The sequence below is a fragment of the Henriciella mobilis genome (assembly GCF_003576285.1).
GTDB lineage: Bacteria > Pseudomonadota > Alphaproteobacteria > Caulobacterales > Hyphomonadaceae > Henriciella > Henriciella mobilis.
Genome location: NZ_QWFX01000014.1, coordinates 182,590 through 203,025, shown reverse-complemented (window position 1 = coordinate 203,025; position 20,436 = coordinate 182,590). Strand labels below are relative to the sequence as shown.

The 20,436-nt window shown below is 62.5% G+C and carries 17 protein-coding genes; 13 read left to right on the top strand and 4 right to left on the bottom strand.

Annotated features, from left to right (window positions below):
• Nucleotides 1–9 precede the first annotated feature (9 nt).
• From D1223_RS15385 to D1223_RS15330, 12 genes are all read left to right on the top strand, one after another.
• Nucleotides 10–1,224 carry a CaiB/BaiF CoA transferase family protein gene (locus D1223_RS15385; protein WP_119377320.1) on the top strand — a complete coding sequence of 405 codons (1,215 nt, stop codon included), beginning with the start codon at nucleotides 10–12 and terminating at the stop codon, nucleotides 1,222–1,224.
• 3 nt (nucleotides 1,225–1,227) lie between these two features.
• Nucleotides 1,228–2,544, top strand: a complete 1,317-nt coding sequence (locus tag D1223_RS15380) for a serine hydrolase domain-containing protein (RefSeq protein ID WP_119377319.1) — start codon at nucleotides 1,228–1,230, stop codon at nucleotides 2,542–2,544.
• The gene (locus tag D1223_RS15375) at nucleotides 2,544–3,833 is read left to right on the top strand and encodes a CitMHS family transporter (RefSeq protein WP_119377318.1); all 1,290 of its coding nucleotides are present in this window, start codon (nucleotides 2,544–2,546) and stop codon (nucleotides 3,831–3,833) included. Before D1223_RS15380 ends, D1223_RS15375 begins: the two co-directional genes overlap by 1 nt.
• Nucleotides 3,830–5,347, top strand: a complete 1,518-nt coding sequence (locus D1223_RS15370; RefSeq protein WP_119377317.1) for a tannase/feruloyl esterase family alpha/beta hydrolase — start codon at nucleotides 3,830–3,832, stop codon at nucleotides 5,345–5,347. Before D1223_RS15375 ends, D1223_RS15370 begins: the two co-directional genes overlap by 4 nt.
• Before the next feature lie 3 nt (nucleotides 5,348–5,350).
• Complete coding sequence (locus tag D1223_RS15365) at nucleotides 5,351–7,585, top strand: beta-glucosidase (RefSeq protein WP_119377316.1); 2,235 nt, start codon at nucleotides 5,351–5,353, stop codon at nucleotides 7,583–7,585.
• Nucleotides 7,586–7,621: 36 nt separating this feature from the next.
• Nucleotides 7,622–9,208, top strand: coding sequence for a carboxylesterase/lipase family protein (locus D1223_RS15360; RefSeq protein ID WP_119377315.1), 1,587 nt, complete (start codon nucleotides 7,622–7,624; stop codon nucleotides 9,206–9,208).
• Nucleotides 9,209–9,293: 85 nt separating this feature from the next.
• Nucleotides 9,294–10,175 (top strand): LysR family transcriptional regulator, encoded by an 882-nt coding sequence (locus tag D1223_RS15355; RefSeq protein ID WP_119377314.1) that lies wholly within the window; start codon nucleotides 9,294–9,296, stop codon nucleotides 10,173–10,175.
• 234 nt (nucleotides 10,176–10,409) lie between these two features.
• On the top strand, nucleotides 10,410–11,363 hold the full coding sequence (locus tag D1223_RS15350) for a thiamine pyrophosphate-dependent dehydrogenase E1 component subunit alpha (protein WP_119377342.1): 954 nt from the start codon (nucleotides 10,410–10,412) through the stop codon (nucleotides 11,361–11,363).
• Between the two features lie 8 nt (nucleotides 11,364–11,371).
• Nucleotides 11,372–12,400, top strand: coding sequence for an alpha-ketoacid dehydrogenase subunit beta (locus tag D1223_RS15345; RefSeq protein WP_119377313.1), 1,029 nt, complete (start codon nucleotides 11,372–11,374; stop codon nucleotides 12,398–12,400).
• Nucleotides 12,393–12,629, top strand: coding sequence for a biotin/lipoyl-containing protein (locus D1223_RS15340; RefSeq protein WP_119377312.1), 237 nt, complete (start codon nucleotides 12,393–12,395; stop codon nucleotides 12,627–12,629). The genes D1223_RS15345 and D1223_RS15340 overlap by 8 nt, the downstream gene beginning before the upstream one ends.
• Entirely contained in the window at nucleotides 12,629–13,303 is a 675-nt protein-coding gene (locus D1223_RS15335; protein WP_119377311.1) for a 2-oxo acid dehydrogenase subunit E2, read from the top strand. The genes D1223_RS15340 and D1223_RS15335 overlap by 1 nt, the downstream gene beginning before the upstream one ends.
• A complete protein-coding gene (locus D1223_RS15330; protein ID WP_119377310.1) occupies nucleotides 13,290–14,003 on the top strand; it encodes a lipoyl protein ligase domain-containing protein in 714 nt (237 codons plus the stop codon). The genes D1223_RS15335 and D1223_RS15330 overlap by 14 nt, the downstream gene beginning before the upstream one ends.
• Here the strand turns inward: D1223_RS15330 and D1223_RS15325 are convergent.
• From D1223_RS15325 to D1223_RS15310, 4 genes are all read right to left on the bottom strand, one after another.
• Nucleotides 13,993–14,763 (bottom strand): SDR family NAD(P)-dependent oxidoreductase, encoded by a 771-nt coding sequence (locus tag D1223_RS15325; protein ID WP_158588511.1) that lies wholly within the window; start codon nucleotides 14,761–14,763, stop codon nucleotides 13,993–13,995. The genes D1223_RS15330 and D1223_RS15325 overlap by 11 nt on opposite strands.
• A gap of 89 nt (nucleotides 14,764–14,852) precedes the next feature.
• Nucleotides 14,853–15,281 carry a 2,4'-dihydroxyacetophenone dioxygenase family protein gene (locus tag D1223_RS15320; RefSeq protein ID WP_119377308.1) on the bottom strand — a complete coding sequence of 143 codons (429 nt, stop codon included), beginning with the start codon at nucleotides 15,279–15,281 and terminating at the stop codon, nucleotides 14,853–14,855.
• 17 nt (nucleotides 15,282–15,298) lie between these two features.
• A complete protein-coding gene (locus D1223_RS15315) occupies nucleotides 15,299–17,506 on the bottom strand; it encodes a TonB-dependent receptor (protein ID WP_158588510.1) in 2,208 nt (735 codons plus the stop codon).
• A 19-nt stretch (nucleotides 17,507–17,525) separates the two neighbouring features.
• Nucleotides 17,526–19,166 (bottom strand): long-chain fatty acid--CoA ligase, encoded by a 1,641-nt coding sequence (locus D1223_RS15310; protein ID WP_233353202.1) that lies wholly within the window; start codon nucleotides 19,164–19,166, stop codon nucleotides 17,526–17,528.
• A gap of 192 nt (nucleotides 19,167–19,358) precedes the next feature.
• Here D1223_RS15310 and D1223_RS15305 point away from each other — a divergent pair, with 192 nt between their 5' ends.
• Nucleotides 19,359–20,333: an AraC-like ligand-binding domain-containing protein gene (locus tag D1223_RS15305; protein ID WP_158588509.1), complete on the top strand. Its 975-nt coding sequence runs from the start codon at nucleotides 19,359–19,361 to the stop codon at nucleotides 20,331–20,333.
• Nucleotides 20,334–20,436: the final 103 nt, after the last annotated feature.

The following is a 20,436-nucleotide window of genomic DNA, read 5'->3' as shown; positions in this document are numbered from 1 at the left end:
GGAACAAGCGTGATCGAACTACTGCGCGGCGTCAGAATCCTTGACTTCACCTCGGTTGTCCTGGGGCCCTATGCGACCCAGCTGCTCGGCGACATGGGGGCAGATGTCATCAAGGTCGAGCCTCTCGGAGGCGACGTCTTCCGATATGTCCGGCCCGGACGAAGTGAATCCATGGGTGCGGGGTTCATGAACTGTAACCGCAACAAGCGCTCCCTCGCGATCGACCTTTCGACAAAACGAGGACAGGAAGTCGTGCTGTCGCTGGTAAAAAACTGCGACATCGTCATACACAATATGCGGCCGAAATCGGCGAAGAAGCTTGGTATCGACTATGAGCGGCTCAAGGCGGTCAAGCCTGACCTCGTCTACTGCTATGCCTGCGGGTTCGGTCAGAACGGCTCAAGCGCCGATGAGCCTGCCTATGATGACACTATCCAGGCCTTGTCGGGGCTGGCCTATCTCAATGCGAACGCCAATGGTGAACCGCGTTTCCTGCCCACGATCATTGCCGACAAAGTTGGTGGGCTGCATCTCGCCCTCAGTGCTCTGGCCGGTTATGCAAGCCGACAGCGCACGGGCGAGTCGGTCTGTATCGAGGCGCCGATGTTCGAGAGCATGGTGTCCTTCCTTCTGGTGGAACAACTGGGCGGGCGCAGCTTCGAGCCGCCCATGGGAGGCACCGGCTACGACCGGTTGCAGTCGCCATACAGGAAACCTTTCAGGACGGCGGACGGCTTCATCAGCGTCATTCCCTACACTTCGGCGCACTGGGTGAAGTTCTTCGAACTGGTCGGGCGCGAGGACATGTGCAGTGATGACCGAGTCCTCAATCCGTCGAAACGAAGCCAGCATATCGATTATCTGTACTCCATCATCGACGAGCTGACTCCAACCAAGACAACCGAAGAGTGGATGACGCTTCTGAAGGCGCGGGATGTGCCGTGCGCCTATGTGAACAAGCTGGAAGACCTTTTCGACAACCAGCATCTCACCGAAGCGGGCCTGTTTGAACACCTCGAACACCCCACGGAAGGCCGGATGGTTTCTGTTCGCTCGCCCTTCCGTGTCCTGACGAAAGAGGCCGGCCCTGACGAGGGGGCCCCCGGTCTTGGCGCAGATGCCAGCAGGGTGCTAGCGGAAGCCGGATATACGTCGGACGACATCCGCGCTCTGATCGATGACAATATTGTGGGTGACGACGCCAGCGCAAGAAAGGCAGGCTAGATCATGAAACGCATTGCTTTGACGACGCTTCTGGCGGGCATCCTGATCGGCAGCGCAGCCTGCCAGAAGACAGATAGTCAACAGGTAGCCGGTGAAGACCCCGCTTCCGGGACGCAAGCACCTGCGCCCGCAGCTGCCGAGTTGGAAAATGCGCTCTCGGCCTTGGTTGAGGAGGAGAAGATCCCGGGTGCGATCGCCATTATCGAGCAGGGCGGAAAGCGGCTTGCCCATGTACGCACCGGCTATCTCGATGTCGAATCCGGCACAGAGCTTCCCGAAGATGCGATCTTCCGTCTCTATTCCATGTCGAAGCCGATCACGAGTGTCGCGATCATGATCCTGCGCGATGAGGGCAAGCTGAACCTTGATGACCCGGTCGAGAAATACCTGCCGGCGCTTGGCGATATGCAGGTCTATGTCAGCGGGCCGCTGGAGGACATGCAGACTGAGCCGGCCGAGCGGTCCATTACGATAGCCGATCTTCTCAGCCACATCTCAGGCATCGCCTATCACTTCACCGGCGATACGCCCGTACACCAGTATTACCGCAAGCATGGCGTCATGCGTGACACACCGGTCGGCCGAACGCCGGAGGATGGCCCGCCGGCGAAAGACCTCGGCCAGCTCGTCGAGCGGATCGGGGATGCCCCGCTGCTCTACCAGCCCGGCACGAAATTCGAGTACAGCTACTCCACAACGGTGCTGGGTGCGGTCATAGAGGCGTCTTCGGGCCAGCCGCTCGACGTGTTTCTCGAGGAGAAGGTTTTCGAGCCGCTCGACATGACCGATACCGGCTTCTTCATCACTGACGAGACGCTTGATCGCTTTGTGACCGGCTATGTCGCCAGCGAGGACGGTCTCGACGTGATCGAGCCCGTCGAAACTTCCGACTACCGGGATACCGGGCGCCTGCTCGACGGCGGCGGGGCGATCGCAGGCACCGCTCATGACTATTTGAACTTCGCGACCATGCTGGCCCAGGAAGGCAAATTTCAGGACCGGCAGATCGTGTCGGAAGAGAGCATCCAGGAAATGTTCGCGCCGCATGCTGAAATTTCAGGCTGGTCCGACACACCGATTTCATTTGGCTATGGCTTTTCGCTCGGCACACCAGAGAGTGAGGCCGCCGACATGCAGCCGGCCGGTACAGTGAGCTGGTCGGGCTCTGGCAATACCTACTTCTTCGTTGATCCCGACCGCGACCTGGTCGCTCTGCTGATGACGCATGTCATCGTCCCGCCCCCCTTCAGCGAACGCACGCAGGCACTGCGCCAGACTCTCAATGAGGCGGCATACGCGCTTGCGGGAGACGATGGCTGATGCTTGCCGCGCTCGGCCTTCTGACCATTCTTGCCGTTCTCGCCGGCATCCTCTCCAAGAGGGTATCGCCGATGATCGCCCTGATCGCCTTTCCGGTGGTCGGTGGGCTGCTGGCGGGCGAAGCAGGGGCGCTGGGCGGCTACATAGCCGAAGGGATCGTCACTGTGGCGCCGATGGCGGCGATGTTCCTGTTCGCTATCCTCTTCTTCGGCCTCATGGCAGACGTCGGGCTGTTCAAGCCGGCGGTCAGCCTGATTGTTAAGACGACCAAGGGCAATCCGGCCAGCATTGCCGTGGGTACCGTGCTGCTGGCGAGCATCGTCCACCTCGATGGCTCCGGCGCATCGACCTTCATGATTGCTGTGCCCGCACTGTTGCCGCTCTATGATAGCCTTGGCATGGATCGCCGCCTCCTGGCAGCCTCAGTGGCAATGGCGGCGGGCGTGGGCAACATGCTGCCCTGGGGTGGGCCGACCATCCGCGCGGCGACCGCGCTGGACCTCTCTGTCATCGATCTCTTCATGCCGCTTCTGCCCGTATATGCGACCGGACTTGCAAGCGCGCTGGTCATCGCCTGGCTGCTTGGCCAGCGTGAGAAACGCCGCCTTGCGGCGATTGGCACGCCTGCATCGCATGAAGGTGCGGTCCAGTCCGAAGCGCAGGGAGCAGAACGGCTGACGGTCCGCTTCTTCATCAATGTCCTGATCGTACTTCTTGTGGTTGCAGCCCTGTTCAGCGGCGTGCTGCCGCCAGCCGGTGCCTTCATGATCGGGCTTGTGATTGCTGCCCTGGTCAATGTGCCCGGCCTGAAGAAGCAGGATGAGGTTTTGAAGCGCCACGCGCCGGCCGCCGTGTCGATGGTTGCGATCCTTTTTGCCGCTGGTGTGTTCACGGGGATCATGCGCGGCTCGGGCATGCTTGAAGCCGTGAGCACCGCCGGGGCTGGCATTCTGCCGGACGGGGCAGCCTCGACCATACCGGTCTGGCTCGCCGTCCTGTCTGTGCCGCTGAGCCTGCTCTTCGACCCAGACTCCTTCTATTTCGGCATCCTGCCGGTCCTCGCGGACATCGCCTCGCAGGGCGGCGTCCCTGTCGAGAATGTGGCGCACGCCGCCCTGATGGGGCAGATGACAGCGGGTTTTCCGGTCAGCCCGATGACCCCGGCGACGTTTCTGCTGGTCGGCCTGGCCCGCATTGAGCTCGCCGATCACCAGCGCTACTCGATCCCCCTCCTGTTCGCCATCAGTCTGATCATGACTGTGATGGGCCTCATGCTGGGGGTGATATGAGACGGGCGCGCCGATCGATTGCCGGCCCAATGAGTGGCGGCATGATCGCAGCCTTCGCCGCGCTTTGCGGTATGCCGGCCTGTGCGGCACCCGACAGGACGCAGGCCGACCCGGCCCGCCCGCTTGCGACGGATAGCAGCTGCGAATCCCTTCGTCGCTATCAGGACAAGGACGTTACCGTTCTGGAGGTTGGCACCGCAGATCCGGAGACCGGGCTCTGCCGCGTTGAAGGCGTCGTCACGCCCGTGCCGGGGTCGCGTATCGGTTTCTTGCTGTTTCTGCCGTCCAGTGAAAACTGGAACGGCCGCCTGAAGATGTTTGGCAATGGCGGCTACTCGTCCGACATGCCCCTTGAGGCGTTGGAGACCGTGGCCGGGCAGGGCTACGTCACCGTCGCAACGGACACCGGCCACAAGGGTGACGATCCCGCCTTCGCTGTGGGTTATCCTGAAGCGCTGACCGACTGGGCCCACCGGGCCGTCCATGTCACGCTCCAGGCGGCGAGCGGCATGGCTGAAGCCTACTATGCCGAGGCACCTCGGTACCGGTATTTCGAGGGCTGTTCGACCGGGGGGCATCAGGCCCTGTCGGAAGTCCAGCGCTACCCCGATGACTTCGACGGAGTGATTGCCGGCGCGCCCGGGCACAATCGAATCCGGCTGAACACAGCCTTTCTGAGCCAGTTTCTCGTCAATCGGGATCCGGGCGCGCCAGCAACGCCCATCCTTCCGAAGGAAGCCCTGCCGCTCTTGGCCAGCGCCTCGCAGAAGGCCTGCGACAGCGATCCTTCGACGCCCTATATCGATGACCCGCTATCGTGCGATTTCGATCCAGGTGTCCTGCTTTGCGAAGCCGGGAGCGAGGCTGATCAGTGCCTGACGGCCCGGCAGGTCGAGGTGGCACGGAAGATGTATGCCGGGACCCGTGATCCGGAGACGGGCGATCTCATCTATCCTCCATGGCTGCCAGGCAGTGAAGCGGGCGGACCTGTGCCGGAGCATTTTCCCGGCTGGAGCCTCTACTGGGCCGATCCCCGCCGCGGCGATGTACCTGCGCGCCAAAGCTTCTGGCGGTTCTGGGTTTTCGACGATCCAAGCTGGACCTGGCGCGACGCCGACCTCGGGCGGGACGTAGCTTTGGCACTCGAGAAGCTCGGCGACACGGTCGATGCGACAGATCCCGATCTCTCGGCCTTTGCGGCACGCGGCGGCAAGCTTCTGCATTATCACGGCCTGGCCGATCCTGTGGTCAGTCCGCTCGACAGCATCAATTATCACGCGTCGGTCACGGCCCGCCTCGGAGAGATGACGAGCGATTTCTACCGCCTTTTCCTGCTTCCCGGTGTCGAGCATTGCGGCGGCGGGACGGGACCCTTCCACTTCGACAGGCAAGCCCTCATCGAAGCCTGGGTGGAGCGGGGCGAAAGCCCCGACACACTGAACCTGACATATGAGGAGACCGGCACGGGCGGGCCTTTCTCCATACGCTCGCACAGCACAGAAAACGGAGATTGATCCATGGGACGGACACGCACAGCAATTACATCCATACTCTTCGCAGCCGCATCGGTTTCGGCATTGGCTGACGCCCAGGTGCAGGAAGACGCGGCGGCTGAGCGCGCGGCCGAAACCGAGAGCAGGATGACCAATGAGGAGCGTACGAACCTGACGCTTGGTCTCATGGCCATGGAGTTCGCAGGCGTCAAATCTCCTGAGGGATCCATTCCGGGGGCCGGTTACGTTCCCGGTGTGCCGCGTCTCGGCGTTCCAGCCCTGCGCGAGACGGATGCAAGCCTTGGCGTGACCTGGATTGGCGGCGCCCGCGGCGATGGTGCCACGGCGTTGCCGTCAGGTACGGCCCAGGGATCGACCTGGAACCCGGAACTGATTGAACTTGGCGGTCAGACGATTGGTGCGGAAGCGCGCCTCAAGGGGTTCAATGTCCTGTTGGCAGGCGGCATCAACCTTATGCGTGAACCACGTAACGGGCGAACGTTTGAATATCTGGGCGAGGATCCCTGGCACTCGGCTATCCTCGGCGCCGCCGCCGTCAAGGGCATCCAGTCGCAGAACGTCATCTCCACGATGAAGCATTTCGCGATCAATCCGCAGGAAACCGGACGGCACTTCATGAATGTGAAGATCGACGGGGCTTCGCTGCGCGAGAGCGACCTGCTTGCCTTCGAGATTGCCATCGAGCGGGCCGAACCGGGCGCCCTGATGTGCGCCTATAATCGCACGAACGGTCCGCTCAGCTGCGGCAGCAAGTTTCTCCTGACAGACGTTTTGCGCGACGATTGGGGCTATAAGGGGTTTGTCATGTCGGACTGGGGCGCGGTGGAAGCGCTCGATTTCGCCCTGGCGGGGCTCGACCAGCAGTCCGGTGCGCAGCTCGACGAAGACCTGTTCTTCGGCGAGCCGCTGCTTGAAGCGGCCAGCAGCGACCCGCGCTATCGGGAACGCCTCGGCGAGATGGTTCGCAACATCCTGCATGCCATCTACGCCGTTGGTATTGGCGACGCTGTACCGGAGAAAACCGATGAGGAAGCCCCGAATGGGGGAGAGGTTGCGCTCAAGGTGGCGCAGGAAGGCATTGTCCTCCTCAGGAATGAGGGCGGCGCCCTGCCTCTGTCCCCGGACATCGGCAGCATTGCCGTCATTGGCGGGCATGCCGATGCCGGCACGCCTTCCGGGGGAGGCTCGTCACGTGTGATGGGCGATGATGGCCCGTCGATCGCCATTCCCTTCCTGCGTGATGGCGGATCGGGATTTGCCGCCCTGTTCGACCGCATGTATCACGGCTCCGCGCCGCTCGACGCCATTCGCGAAATGGCGAAGGATGCGCGAGTCACTTTCCGCGATGGCCGCTATCCCTCCGAAGCGGCTCTCGCAGCGGCGCAGGCCGATGTCGCCATTGTTTTCGCAACGCAGTACCAGACCGAAGGCTTCGACGTTCCGGACCTTTCGCTGCCGGGTGGCCAGGACGCCCTGATCGCGGCGGTCGCAGCCGCCAATCCAAACACGATCGTGGTGCTTGAGACCGGCGGACCGGTGGTCATGCCTTGGCTCGACGACGTCGCGGGCGTGGTGGAAGCCTGGTATGCCGGGGCGCGTGGTGGTGAGGCCATCGCCGATATCCTGTTTGGCAAGGTCAATCCCTCGGGGCACCTGCCGATCACTTTCCCTGCGTCGCTGGACCAGCTTCCACGGCCGCAGCTCGATGGCGCGGAGACGGTTGAGCCTGGCTTCCTCGGGCGTGGGGAGCCTGGCCAGACGCTTGAGGCCGACTATACGATCGAGGGCTCCGACATCGGTTATCGCTGGTTTGCCCGAAAGGGAGAAGCGGCGCTCTTCCCGTTCGGTCACGGCCTCAGCTATACGAGTTTCGAGCATGGCAAGCTGGCCCTCGCCCACGGCGATGATGGTATCACTGCCCGGTTTGAGATGCGCAATACGGGCGAGCGCACGGGCGCCGACGTCGCGCAGCTCTACCTGATCTCCGGTCCTGAAGGTCCAAAGCAGCGTCTCGTAGGCTTCGCCAAGCAAGCCCTCGAACCGGGTGAAACCGCAGCGGTGGACCTGACGCTCGATCCCCGCCTGCTCGGCGAGTGGGAGGAGGGCGGCTGGCATGTCGCGTCCGGCGAGTACCGCTTCGCTCTCGGTCACAGCGCCGAAGCGCTTGGCGCGGTGCAATCGCTTGGTCTGCCGGAAATCCGTCTCGATGCCTCTGGACATCCCGTCGTCAAAAACTGAGTCTCGGAACCGCAAGAGACGTCGAAAGGACTCCGCATGAGTGTTCGCGTTCTGGCTTTCGCGCTGGCAACGAGCTGCCTTATCTCCTGTGTAGGCCCAGCAGCTGAAGTCAGGACCTCCGATCCAGCGCTTGTTGAGACACAGTCGGGCATGGTCTCCGGGGTGGTGGAGGGCGAAGTGGTCGCCTTCAAGGGCATCCCGTTCGCCAAGCCGCCTGTTGGCGACCTTCGCTGGCGGGCGCCGCAGCCCGCTGAAGGCTGGGAAGGCGTGCGCGCGGCCGAAAGCTATGGCAGCGATTGCATGCAGGTGCCCTTTGCCGCCGATGCGGCCCCGCTTCGCACCGAGCCGTCAGAAGACTGCCTTTACCTCAATGTCTGGAAGCCGGCAGCCGCGCGGCCGGGCGACGACCTGCCGGTCATTGTCTGGATCTATGGTGGAGGCTGGGTGAATGGCGGCTCCTCACCCGCAGTCTATGACGGCGGGCCCACGGCGCGCGAAGGGATTGTCTTTCTCAGCTTCAACTATCGCCTCGGCCGGTTCGGTTTCTTTGCCCATCCCGCGCTCACCGCAGCCGATGAAGATGACGGCTGGCTCGGCAATTACGGCTATATGGACCAGCTCGCCGCGCTGGAATGGGTGCAGAAAAACATCGAGGCCTTCGGCGGCGACCCTGGCAACGTCACCATCATGGGCGAGTCGGCGGGCGGCGGATCGGTTGTGAATCTTCTGACCAGCAGCCAGGCCTACGGCCTGTTCCATCGCGCGCTCGCCATGTCGGCCCCCGCGAGAATGGATTCCATGCTGAAGCCGCTTCAGGCAGACAGCGTTCCGGATGCTGAAGCTGATGGAGCGGGCTTTGCGCAATGGGCAGGGGTCACCAGCCACGGCGCCGATGCCCTGGCTGGCCTGCGCGCCCTTCCGGCTGAAACCGTTGTGGCGGGCACAGGCATGTTCAACACGCCGGTGGCGCCAGCTAGCGGCCCAATGATCGACGGCACGATCCTGCAGGGCGCCGATCGCGTTCTGGCGCAAGGCGGGCAAATCAAGGTGCCAACCATGGCTGGTGCGGTCAGCGAGGATATTGGCTTCGGGCCGGAGCTTTCGCCGGAAGAGTTGTTTGCGCAATATCCCGATCCGGACGCGGCCCGTGCGGCTTACGCAGACCTTGCCAGTAAGCCCGGCCAGTTGCGCCGCTTCATGTATGCCGACCGCTTCATGCAGGAGCCGGCCCGGTTCATCGTCAAGGCACAGGCCAAGGCGGGTTTCCCGGCCTATCATTACCGCTACGGCTATGTCGCCGAGTCGATGCGTGACGAGTGGTCAGGCATGCCGCATGCCAACGAAATCCCGTTCTTTCTCAACACGGTTGAAGCGCGTTATGGAGAGGCGCTGACGCAGGCCGATAGGGACGCAGCCGCTCTGATCAATTCATATCTGGTGAATTTTGCGCGCACAGGCGATCCCAACGGACCCGGCCTGCCGGACTGGCCGGCCTTTGAAAGCGATGATCCGAATGTGATGAACATTACATTCGAGAACGCCGAGGCGGGCGAAGATCCATGGCAGGCACGGCTCGATGTGAACGAGGCTTTGGCTGAACAGGGCGGGGCATCGGGGAACTGACCGGCCCGGAAAGCGGACATCTTGCCCTCAGGCGCTTCAGGTGCGCTATGATTGCGTCACCCGCGAATGAGTCCGAGGATCTGACATGATCAATGTGCGCCACCTGCGAGCTTTTCTTGCCCTGGTCGAGCACAAGCATTTCACGAAAGCTGCTGAAGCGGTGCTTATCTCGCAGTCTGCGCTCAGCGCATTGATCCAGCAGATGGAGTCGGATTTCTCCGTCAAACTCTTTGACCGGAGTACGCGCTCGGTCGAGCCGACATCAATCGGGCTCGAATTCTACGATATCGTCAAGAAGTTTCTCGGTGAATTTGACGAAGCGCTTCTGACCCTATCCGAGTACGGACGGCTGAAACGCGGGCGTGTAACCATCGGGGCGCTGCCGTCCCTGGCCGCCACCATATTGCCGGACATCGTAGCCAGGTTTCAGGAGGAATATCCCGATATCCTCGTTAGCATCATCGATGCACCGGGGGAGGAACTGGCTGACCTGCTGCGGGCCAGGCGTATCGACCTCGCTCTGAGCCGGACGACATCAAGCAAGGATATCCATTCCATACCGCTTTTCCATGACCGGCTGGTTCTCGTTGGCCGGCTCAAGCATGCAAAGCCGATCGATCTGAGCATACCCTGGGATCAGCTCGCCGACGAACCCATCATTGCCATGACCAGCGGGACGACAATCCGATCACTGATCGATGCGGCATCCGCGCAGGCGGGCATCCACCTCAATATTGTCCTCACGCCCCGCCTCATCCCCACCGCGCTGGCTTTCGCACGCAGCGGCTTAGGTTGCGCAATCCTGCCAAGTTCCGAGCAGTTCGGCAGTTCCTTTGCGGACCTTCCCCAGTATGAGCTGGTGAACCCCAATATGCGCCGCGAAATATCCCTGATGCGGCTGCGGTCTTCCGAACTGGCCCCCGCAGCTCGGGCATTGGCCACTCATATGGCAGATGGTCATATCTGAGGCGATGCTTTCTGGCTGGATAGGGTAGGGCACCTCCAGCGCTGATGGAGACGGGTTCGCATCAGATTGACACCGGCGCCAGCCAGGATCCCGAAAGCGTTCATCAGGTTACTATCAGGTTCAGACTGCTTTCGCTCTGGGTAAAGCGACGTTCCACATCGGCTGCCAATCTGTTCGCAAGAAGAATGCGACCTGGAGGATGGGGTGGAACCGACACGCGAACAGACGCTCTGGATGTATGAGACGATGGTGGCCAGCCGCCACTTCGAGGACCTCATCAAGCCAGCCTATTTCGAAGGCAAGCAGCCCGTCTTCAACATGGCCAAAGGGCCACTGCCGGGCGAGATGCACCTGTCGGACGGACAGGAGCCCTGTGCTGTCGGCGTGTGCGCGCATCTGCGGCCCGCCGACGCCGTCACGGCAACGCACCGGCCGCACCATATCGCCATCGCAAAGGGCGTGAACCTCAAGGACATGGCATCGGAAATCTTCGGGCGGGCCAACGGGCTGTCCGGCGGGCGCGGGGGGCATATGCACCTGTTCGATCCGCGCGTGAACTTCTGCTGCTCGGGTATCATCGCGCAGGGCATGGGCCCGGCCGTCGGGGCCGCAATGGCGGCCAAGCTGCGCGGGACCGATGATGTCGCCGTCGCCTTTATCGGCGAGGGCGCGGCCAATCAGGGCGCCTTTCATGAGACGCTGAACCTGGCGGCGGTCTGGAAGGCGCCGGTCATCTTCGTCATCGAGGACAATGCCTATGGCATCTCGGTGTCCAAGCGCCAGGCGACGGCCGTTGAGGGAAATGCCGAGCGTGCCGCCGCATACGGCATGCCGGGACATTTTGTGCCGGACAATGATCCCGATGAAGTCTTCAAGGTCGCGGGGCAGGCCATCGAGCGCGCGCGCGGCGGCGGCGGGCCGAGCCTGATCGAGATCGAGACGATCCGGCTTGAAGGCCACTTCATGGGCGACGCTGAAGGCTATCGCCCCGAAGGCGAGAAGACCTCGCTGCAGGAGAAGGATCCGATCACCCGGTATCGCGCGCGGCTGGAAAGTGCGGGCGCGGCCGCCGGCGATCTCGACGCGCTTGAAGAGGGTGCCCGAAGCCGGGTCGCAGCCGCTTTTGAGCATGCGCGCCAGTCCGCGCCACCCAAGCCGGAAGACGCATTCACAACAGTTTTTGCCTGAGGACCGACATGCAGGAAAAGAAACGCAAACTGACGATCGCGAAGGCCATGGCCGAAGCCATCTCGCTGGATATGCGCGCGAGCGATGATGTGCTCGTCATGGGCGAGGATATCGGCAAGCTCGGCGGTGTGTTCGGCAATACGCTGGGGCTTCTGGACGAGTTCGGGCCGGAGCGGGTCCGCGACACGCCGATTTCCGAAACCGGCTTCATCGGCACAGCCGTCGGCATGGCCGCGGCGGGCATGCGTCCGGTCGTCGAGCTGATGTTCGTCGACTTCTTCGGTGTCTGCATGGACGCGATCTACAGCCTCGCCGCCAAGCAGAGCTATTTTTCCGGTGGCAATGTGACCTGCCCGATGGTGCTGATGACGTCCGTTGGCGGCGGTTATGGCGATGCCGGACAGCACTCCCAGACGCTCTATGCCACCTTTGGGCACCTGCCTGGGATGAAGGTTGTCATCCCGTCGAATGCCTATGACGCCAAGGGGATGATGGCCGCGGCGATCGCCGATCCGAACCCCGTCATCTTCATGTACCACAAGGCGCTGCAGGGCATGGGCTGGCTCGGCACCGTCCAGCGGTCGATCACGCACGTCCCGGAGGGACACTACACCGTGCCGCTCGACAAGGCGGAGGTGGTCCGGGCCGGGGGCGATATCACCCTTGTCGGCCTTGGCCATACGGTTCACGTGGCCCTTGATGCCGCCGCTGCCCTGGAGGCGAAAGGCATAGATGCGGAGGTGATCGACCTGCGCTCCATCGCACCGCTGGACCGGGAGACCCTCCTGGCGTCGGTCGCAAAAACGGGTGCCGTGCTGAGTGTCGATGACGATTATCATTCCTACGGCGTGGGTGCGGAAATCATCGCCACGGTCGCGGAGAGCGACAAGGTCCGCCTCAAGGCGCCGCCGAAGCGGATTTCCTATCCGGATATTCCGGTGCCCTTCGCGCCGGAAATGGAACATGCCGTCCTGCCCAATAGCGACAAGGTCGTCAGCGCCGTATGGGCCATGCTGGAGGCGCGCGCTCATGTCTGATGTCCGTATCCCCCAGGACTGCTGGGATGACGATAGCGAAGGGGCGATCTCGACCTGGTTCTTCGACAGTGGCGACACTGTCGAGAAAGGCGACGTGATCAGCGAGGTCATGAATGAGAAGGTCGCGACCGAGATCGAAGCCCCCGATAGCGGAACGCTGACCATCAAGGTTGTCGCCGAGGCGGCCGTGCGGAAAGGCGACACCATCGCGACGATCGAGAGCGCGTAATGGCCGAGGCCCAACCGTTTCGCGGTGTCCGCAAGGTGATTGCCGATCGCATGATGGCGTCCCTGCAGGGCAGCGCGCAGCTGACCTATCACGGAGATGCCGACATCACCGCGCTGATGCAGATGCGGCGAGGCTGGAAAGAGCAGGGTGAGCCGGTCAGCCTGGAAGCCTGTGTGATCTTTGCGCTCGCGCAGACCCTTCGCGCATTTCCGGCCTTCAATGCAACCGCCGATGATCGGTCGATTACCATCAGTGAGCCCATCGACCTTTCGATTGCGATCTCGACGCCTGCCGGCCTGATGACCCCGGTCGTCAAGGGTATCGGCCATGACAGCCTCAAGGCCCTCGCCGACAAGCGCCGGGACCTTATCGGGCGCGCCATGTCCGGAAAGCTCAGCGTGTCGGAGATGAAGGGCGGCAGTTTTACCCTGTCCAATCTCGGCCATACGCGGGTGCGCTATTTCACGCCGATCCTGAATGCAGGTCAGGTGGCCCTGCTCGGCGTCGGGCGGCTTGAAGACCAGGTCTCGCTTGATGCTGAAGGCGCTGTGACCGTCAGGCAGCTTTTGCCGCTGTCGCTGACCGCCGATCACCGCATCATCGACGGAGAGCCGGCCGGCCTGTTTCTGGACAGCCTCTGCAAGGCGCTCGAGGCGTTCGATGCTGCGCCCTGACGCGCCGGACATTGTCCGGTTTGAGGCGCCGGGCGGCCTCGCCCATGAAGAACGGCTTTTCCAGCAAGCCTTTGATGAGGGCGCCGCGCGCTTTAGCCTGGCCTTCTGGCAGCAATCGCGATGCCTGGTCGTCCCGCACCGCTGGCAGTCAGTGCCCGGCATCGAGGCCGCGCAAGCCCACGCTGCTGCGGAGGGCTGGCCCGTCACCTTCCGTCGCTCAGGCGGGGCCTGCGTCTTTCACGGGCCGGGTGTCCTGTGCGTGTCCGGCATACTGGCGAGCCAGCACGACGCCGCGCCGGTCGACCGGGTGTATGAGGATTTTGCGAACGGGCTCGGCGCGGCGGTCGCGTCCATGGGGGCAAGCGGTGTGTCGGTCGGCCCGGCACCTGACGCGCCCTGCGATGGCCGGTTCAACCTGCTTGTGGGCGGCCGCAAACTGGCCGGACTGGCGATGCGCCGACGCATGCGGGAGGGCAGGACAGTGTCCCTGGTGCATGCCTGCCTGTGGATGGACGGTCGTCTGGACGCGCCCATCGAGGCGATCAACGAGTTCGAAAGCCGGCTTGGCTTGCCCGGTAGCTACCGGGCCGATGCCTGCATGACGCTGGCCGAAGCGACGGCATGGACGGGCAGCCTAAACCATCTGAGCCGGGCGTTTGCTGAGGCGGCGCACCGGGCCGCACTCATGCCTACATGCTGAGAAGGCGGGTGAAGCCGCCATCGACGACAATGGATTCGCCGGTGACATAGCTCGATGCGTCACTGGCCAGGAACAGCATCGTGTTTGCGATCTCCGATGGCGATCCGACGCGCTTCAGGGCCACGGTCTGTGACAGCGCCTCTCGCAGGGCCGCTTGCCCGCCTGGGGCCAGGCCTTCTTCGGCGCGCTTGAGCATCGGCGTATCGATCAATCCCGGATGAACTGTGTTCACACGGATGCCGTACTGGGCGAGATCGTTGGCCGCAGCTCGGGCCAGGCCGAGCACGGCCATCTTGCTGGTGGTGTACGGGCTCGTATTGCCGAAGGCGCGCAGGCCGTTCACCGATGAGGTGATCACGATACTGCCGCCGCTTTCCTGCATGGCGCGGCCGAACACCTGAAGGCCTTCAAAGGCCGCTCTGACATTAACCTTGAAAACCTGGTCGAAGTCTTGCGGGTCGATGTCCAGCAGAGGCGCCATGGGCCCGTCCATGCCGGCGTTCAGAATGGCGATATTGGGCGCGCCGAAGCGGTCTACGGCTTTGGCCACGGCATCATCCAGCGTCGTGCGCCGGGTGATGTCGCCAGCGACAAAGGCGAAAGAGGCACCAAGCTCGGCCCCCAGGGCCTCCAGGCCAGCAGTGTTGCGGTCTATACCGACGACGGATGCGCCTTCAGCGATGAAGAGGCGCGCTGTCGCCGCCCCGATCCCGCTGGCGGCGCCGGTAATGATGGCAATCTTTGCGTCGAGTGCTGGCATGTTTCGCCTCATGGTCAAAAAAGGGTCCGGGATGCCGTGATGCCTTGCGGCGCGGCATCCCGGTTCAGTTTCCGGGAGGAAATCGATTGTCAGGCGTCGACCGTGAAGGAGACCGGTTCGATCTTGCCTTCTGCGACGTCGCTGAGAAGCCTGGCGTCGAGGATCTGGGCGATGCTGCCATCCTCGCCGGTAAAGGCGATGGGGCCGTAGCCGATGAACAGCAGCTCGGTTTCCATGTCGACATTGGTGTCGGCATGCACCGCGCCAAGCGGTTCATATCCCCAGTCGCCGGCCTTGGCGGTGCTGTCCTTGTATTTCAGCTCGCCTTTCAGCATCAGGAACTCGCCCGCGCCGAGGTGGTAGTGGCCGGCAAACATGCCGCCGGCATCAAGCTTGAGGATGATGGAAAACTGTCCGGTTTCCGGGCTCACCCGCAGCAGGCGGTAATGAGCACCATTGCCGAGGCTGTGCCATTTCAGATCCTTCGGGCTGTAGAGCAGTTCTTCTTCTTCGCGCATGTCAGTCTCCTGTTTGTCTAGAATTCGATCCGGGCTTCCAGGCCCCAGCTTTCACGGGGTCCGTAATAGGTCGGGATGAAGCCAATCGTTGCTGTGAGGTCGGCGGCATCGACGATGTATTGCTCGTCGCCGATATTCTTGGCCCAAAGGGCAATCTCCCAGTCGGAGGTCTCCGGTGAGAGGGAAAGCCGCGCATTGACGAGCTCATGCGATCCGCGTGAGCTGATGGCCTCGAGCTGGTTGGAGTCGAAGTAGCGCTGGTCGACGAAGACGTATTCGACACGCGGTGTCAGGACCCATCCATTCGGCAGCGCGAACTCCTGCTGCGCGGACGCATTGATGTTCCACTCCGGCGCGCCGGGAAGCCTGTTCCCGCTGAGGTCGCCGGCGATGGGCGAGATGTAGTTCTCATAGGACGCGTCGAGATAACCGATGCCGAGCGACAGGTGCATCCCGTCGACCGGAATGGCGGTAAACTCGCCCTCGAAGCCCGAGACTTCGGCGTCAGCAGCGTTCTCCAGCGCGATCACGATCGGGTTGGCGGTGCTTGAGCCTTGCGTGAAGGTGAAGACCTGCAGGTCGGTATAGTCGTACATGAAGACGGCCATGTTCGCGCGGAACCGGTCATCCAGCAGGGTGGTCTTCAGGCCGATCTCGTAGGAGGTCAGGAATTCCGGGTCGACGGTGGTGAACTCGTTCGGGTCGAAGAACGCGCCGAGATTGTATCCGCCCGACCGGAAGCCGCGCGACACGCTGCCATAGACCATGCTGTCGGCGCCGAACTCATACTTCGCAAGGATGCGCCCGGACCAGGCGTCCCAGCTTTCAGAGCGGCTGGTCTCTGGAATGATCGGAATGGTCAGACCGGCCGGCTGGGTGCCGAAGGCGCCATAGGTCAGCAGGCTGTCGAGCGTCGCATCCTTTTCTTCGTAGGTGTAGCGCAGTCCGCCCGTGAGGCTGAACGCGTCGGTCAGCTGATAGGTCGCCTCGCCGAACACCGCATAGGTCTTGGTATCGCGCTGCGAGTGCGCATCGAGTGGCAGCGCGGCCCCAGGCACGTCACCGAAAAGCGGCCCGGACGTGCGGTAGCCAAAATCCTCCTTGAGGGCGAACAGGCCGGAGATCCAGGTCAGGTCGCCGCCGCCATCATAGGAGAGGTTGAACTCCTGGCTGATCTGCTCGCCATCCTGCTGGAAGCGCAGCTCATCGAGGCTCTGCGGGCTCTGGTCGATATCGCCGAGATAATCGGTTTCGACATCCTCATAGGCGGTGACCGATTTCAGGGTGTAGTCGCCAATGTCCCAGGTGACGGCAACATTGGTGCCCCATGTGTCGGCGTGGTGGCGATTGTCCGTGCGGTTGACGTTGATGTACTTGGCGTCGCCCGGCACCGGGTCGACATAGCCGAGCACATTGCCGCCATTGATCACGCCGACCGACTTGCCCTGATGGTAGTCGGACCGGTCGCGGCCGAAGTGGAGGTTCCACAGCACTTCGACATCGTCATTGGGCGTGTACCGCGTAATGGCGCGCACCGCGGCGAGGTCGGCGGCGTTCGCGCGCGAGCCGTCAAACAGGTTCCGGCGGTCACCGTCATTGGCCTGCATCTTGCCGGCAATGCGGGTGGCGAGCTTGTCCTCGATCGCGACGATCGTGCCTGCCGCTTCAACCTCTCGGGCATTGTAGCTGCCGATGCCGACGCGGAGATAACCTTCCTGCGTATTGCCGGGCTTTCGGGAGTAAAAGTTTATTGCGCCGCCGGTCGTATTGCGGCCGAACAAGGTCCCCTGCGGGCCGCGCAGAACCTCGACCCGCTCAAGATCGAACATCTGCATGAGCTGGCCGCCGGTCATGCCCTGCAGGACGTCGTCGCTGTAGATACTGACGGGCGACACGGTCGTGCCGTTGAAGTCATTGTTGCCGACGCCCCGGATGAAGAGGTTCGGGTTGCCGCCAAATGTCTTGATTTCGAGGTTCGGAACCTGGTCATCGAGCGCAAGTGAATCGGTGAACCCGTAATCGGCCAGGGCCTGGGCGTCGAAAGCCGAAACCGACAGCGGAACGTCCTGGATGTCCTCGGACGTCTTGCGCGCGGTGACCGTGACGGACTGCAGCCTTTTCGGGCCTGCGTTTTCGTCCGTCTGGGCTGATTGCGCGGCCGACGGCAGTGTCAGGGCGCTGGCCATCGCGAGCGCCGCTACTGATGAGTAAAGATGTTTGTGCACTGAATTCCTCCCCAGAATCCTAGTCTTGTTTCTCGTGTGCTTGGTAGTGTCCGGCATGGATCTGCCGCAGTTGCTTCTTGTCGACTTTTCCTGTTGCTGTGAGTGGCAGTTCGTCCGCGATGACCGCATCCTCCGGCACCCACCATTTCGGCAGGTGTGATGCCAGAAAGGCGAGGGCGTCAGCTGAAGACACGCTGCTTCCGGCTCGCTTCGAGAAGACGAGCAGCGGACGTTCGTCCCATTTGGGATGCGGCAGGCCGATCGCGGCAGCCGACGTGATGTCGGGGTGCTCGACGGCGGTGTTCTCAAGCTCGATCGAGCTGATCCATTCGCCGCCGGACTTGATGATGTCCTTTGTCCGGTCAGTGATCTGCATGTAGCCGAGCGGATCGAGCGTTGCGACATCGCCTGTGTCGAACCAGCCGTGCGCATCGGTAACCGGGGCCTCGTGTCCGAAGTACTGGTTGACGACCCAAGGGCCGCGCACCATCAGCCGTCCGCTGGTGGCGCCGTCATGCGGCAATGCCTTGCCGGCCTCGTCTACGATGTCGAGCTCTATGCCGAAGGGCACGCGGCCCTGCTTGGCGTGAAGGATCTCATCCTGCTTTTGCTGGGGTTGGCGCTTGAGGGCTGCGCTGGGCGTACCGATCACGCCGAGCGGGCTGGTCTCCGTCATGCCCCATATCTGCACGATCTCCACGTCGAGATGGTCGGCGAAGTCGCGCTTGAGCTGTGGTGGCACAGCGGAACCGCCGATATAGATGCGGCGCAGCGCAGGCAGCTTGCGATTGTCTTGCAGCGCTGCGTCGAGGACCGCCTTCCAGATGGTCGGCACGCCCCAGGCATGGGTGACGCCTTCGCGGGCGCAAAGGTCCAGAAGCGTTTCGCCATCCAGCTTGCTGCCGGGCAGGACGAGCCGGGCACCGTTCATCGGGGCGACCATCGGTAGTGCCCAGGCGGTCGCGTGGTACATGGATGCACATGGCAGGACGACGTCGCCCGGACCAATGTTGAAATTGCCAGGCGCGCTGGCGGCCAGGGCGTGGATCATGCACGAGCGATGCGAGTAGAGAACGCCCTTGGGGTTTCCAGTCGTCCCAGACGTGTAGCAAAGAAAGGCGCCGTCGCGCTCAGACAGGCCGGAGGGGCCATCGCCGGGGGATGCCGCGGCAATGAAGCTCTCATAGTCGGTGAGGCCCGGCAGGGACAGATCGGGCAGATGGTCTGCTGAACAGAGCGCCACGAATTTTCCGACCGACGGGCAGGCTTTCGCAATCGCCTCGGCCTGTTTGGAAAAGGCCGGATCGAAGAAGATGACCGCGTCATCGGCCTGCTCGACGGTGAAGCGGATCTGTTCCTCGCTGAAGCGCGGATTGATCGTATGGAGGATGTGCCCGGCGCCCGTCACGCCATAATAGAGTTCCATGTGGCGGCGCGTATTGAGCGCGAGCGAGGCGATCCGGCTCTGATGGGCGAGGCCGAGCGATGCGATGGCGCCGGTCAGCCGTCTGGCTCTCTGCCAGGCAGCGCTATACGTGTCCCGGTTCCAGCTTCCCTCCTCGTCGAGTGAAGGCATTGTGAGATCGCCATGTTGCTCGGCGGCGTACCGGAGAATGTCCGGAATGCGCAGCTGAACGTCCTGCATCAGGTAATCAGACAAAACGGGTTTCCTCCTCCCCATGTTCTTATGATGCCGATTACGCGCAGATTTCCGGACGGGCGCTTACCCTGGAGGGACAGGTGTCTTTTCCCTCAGTGCACAAAGTTCCTGGAGCGTTTTGAAAGGCGGTGGATTGCAGGTAAGGTGACCGGAATAACAAGACGAAAATGTAAAAGGGAGGCGGTAACAGACATGCAGGAGAGCAATCGTTCCATCGACAATCGCGAAGTGCGCCTCGAAAAGGCCAGCTTCTCGGACTTCTGCGAGCGGCTGTGCGCCGTTCATTCCAACTGGGCGCTGGACCGTCCGGAGGGACAGGCGTTTGACGCCCGGTTCCGGCAGGAACGTATCGGCGATGTCGGCTTCACGGACGTCAAGGTCGGATTCGGACTGTCCGGCCACAGGACAAGCACGCACATCCGCCATCTCAGCGACACGTTTTACGGTGTCATCCTGATGCTAGCGGGCGGACAGCGCCTGGTTCAGGATGGGCAGGAAGTGCTGCTCGAGCCAGGCGACCTTTCGGTCTGGGATGCGAGCCGGCCCTGCGAATTCAGTTCGAACGGACCCGTGCGCCAGATTTCCCTTCTCATTCCGCACAACAAGCTTAGGCTCTATTCGTCCAGTATCGAAGACGTCTGTGCCCAAAGGATCAGCGGGCGGTCCGGACTCGGCTTGTTGCTCGCCTCCCACCTGCAAGCATTGAGCGAGGTCCTGCCCTGGTCGGACGAGGCCGAGAAGCTGAGCACTGAGGCGGCGACGCTTGACCTCATCAGCGCCGCCATCCGGCCCGACAAGGCAGGCGACTTCAAGTCATCCATTCACAAGACGATGCATCGGCGCATCCAGGACTTCATCGTCAACAATCTGCGCGATCCGGAGCTCTCGCCCGGCAAGATTGCTGACGCGTTCGGGATTAGCCCACGCTATCTGCACAAGCTCTTCGAGGCGACGGAGTATACTGTTTCCGAATGGATCCTGCGGCGCAGGCTGATGGCCTGTTATTCCTCACTGAAGGACCCTGCGCTCAACCACATGACGATCACAGAAATCGCCTTCAATTGGGGCTTTAACAGCGCGCCTTACTTCTCGCGTGTCTATCGCCAGCAATATGATCATACACCGAGTGATACGAGACGTCTTCAGGTGCGCGAAGCCGGCAAATGAGAAACGCCTGATCCTGCGTCTGGTCCGGTCAAGGTAGCTGAGGACATTGTCTGCGGAGTTCGTCGACTGGGCTGATGGGGACGTCCAGCGAAGCTGGTGATGT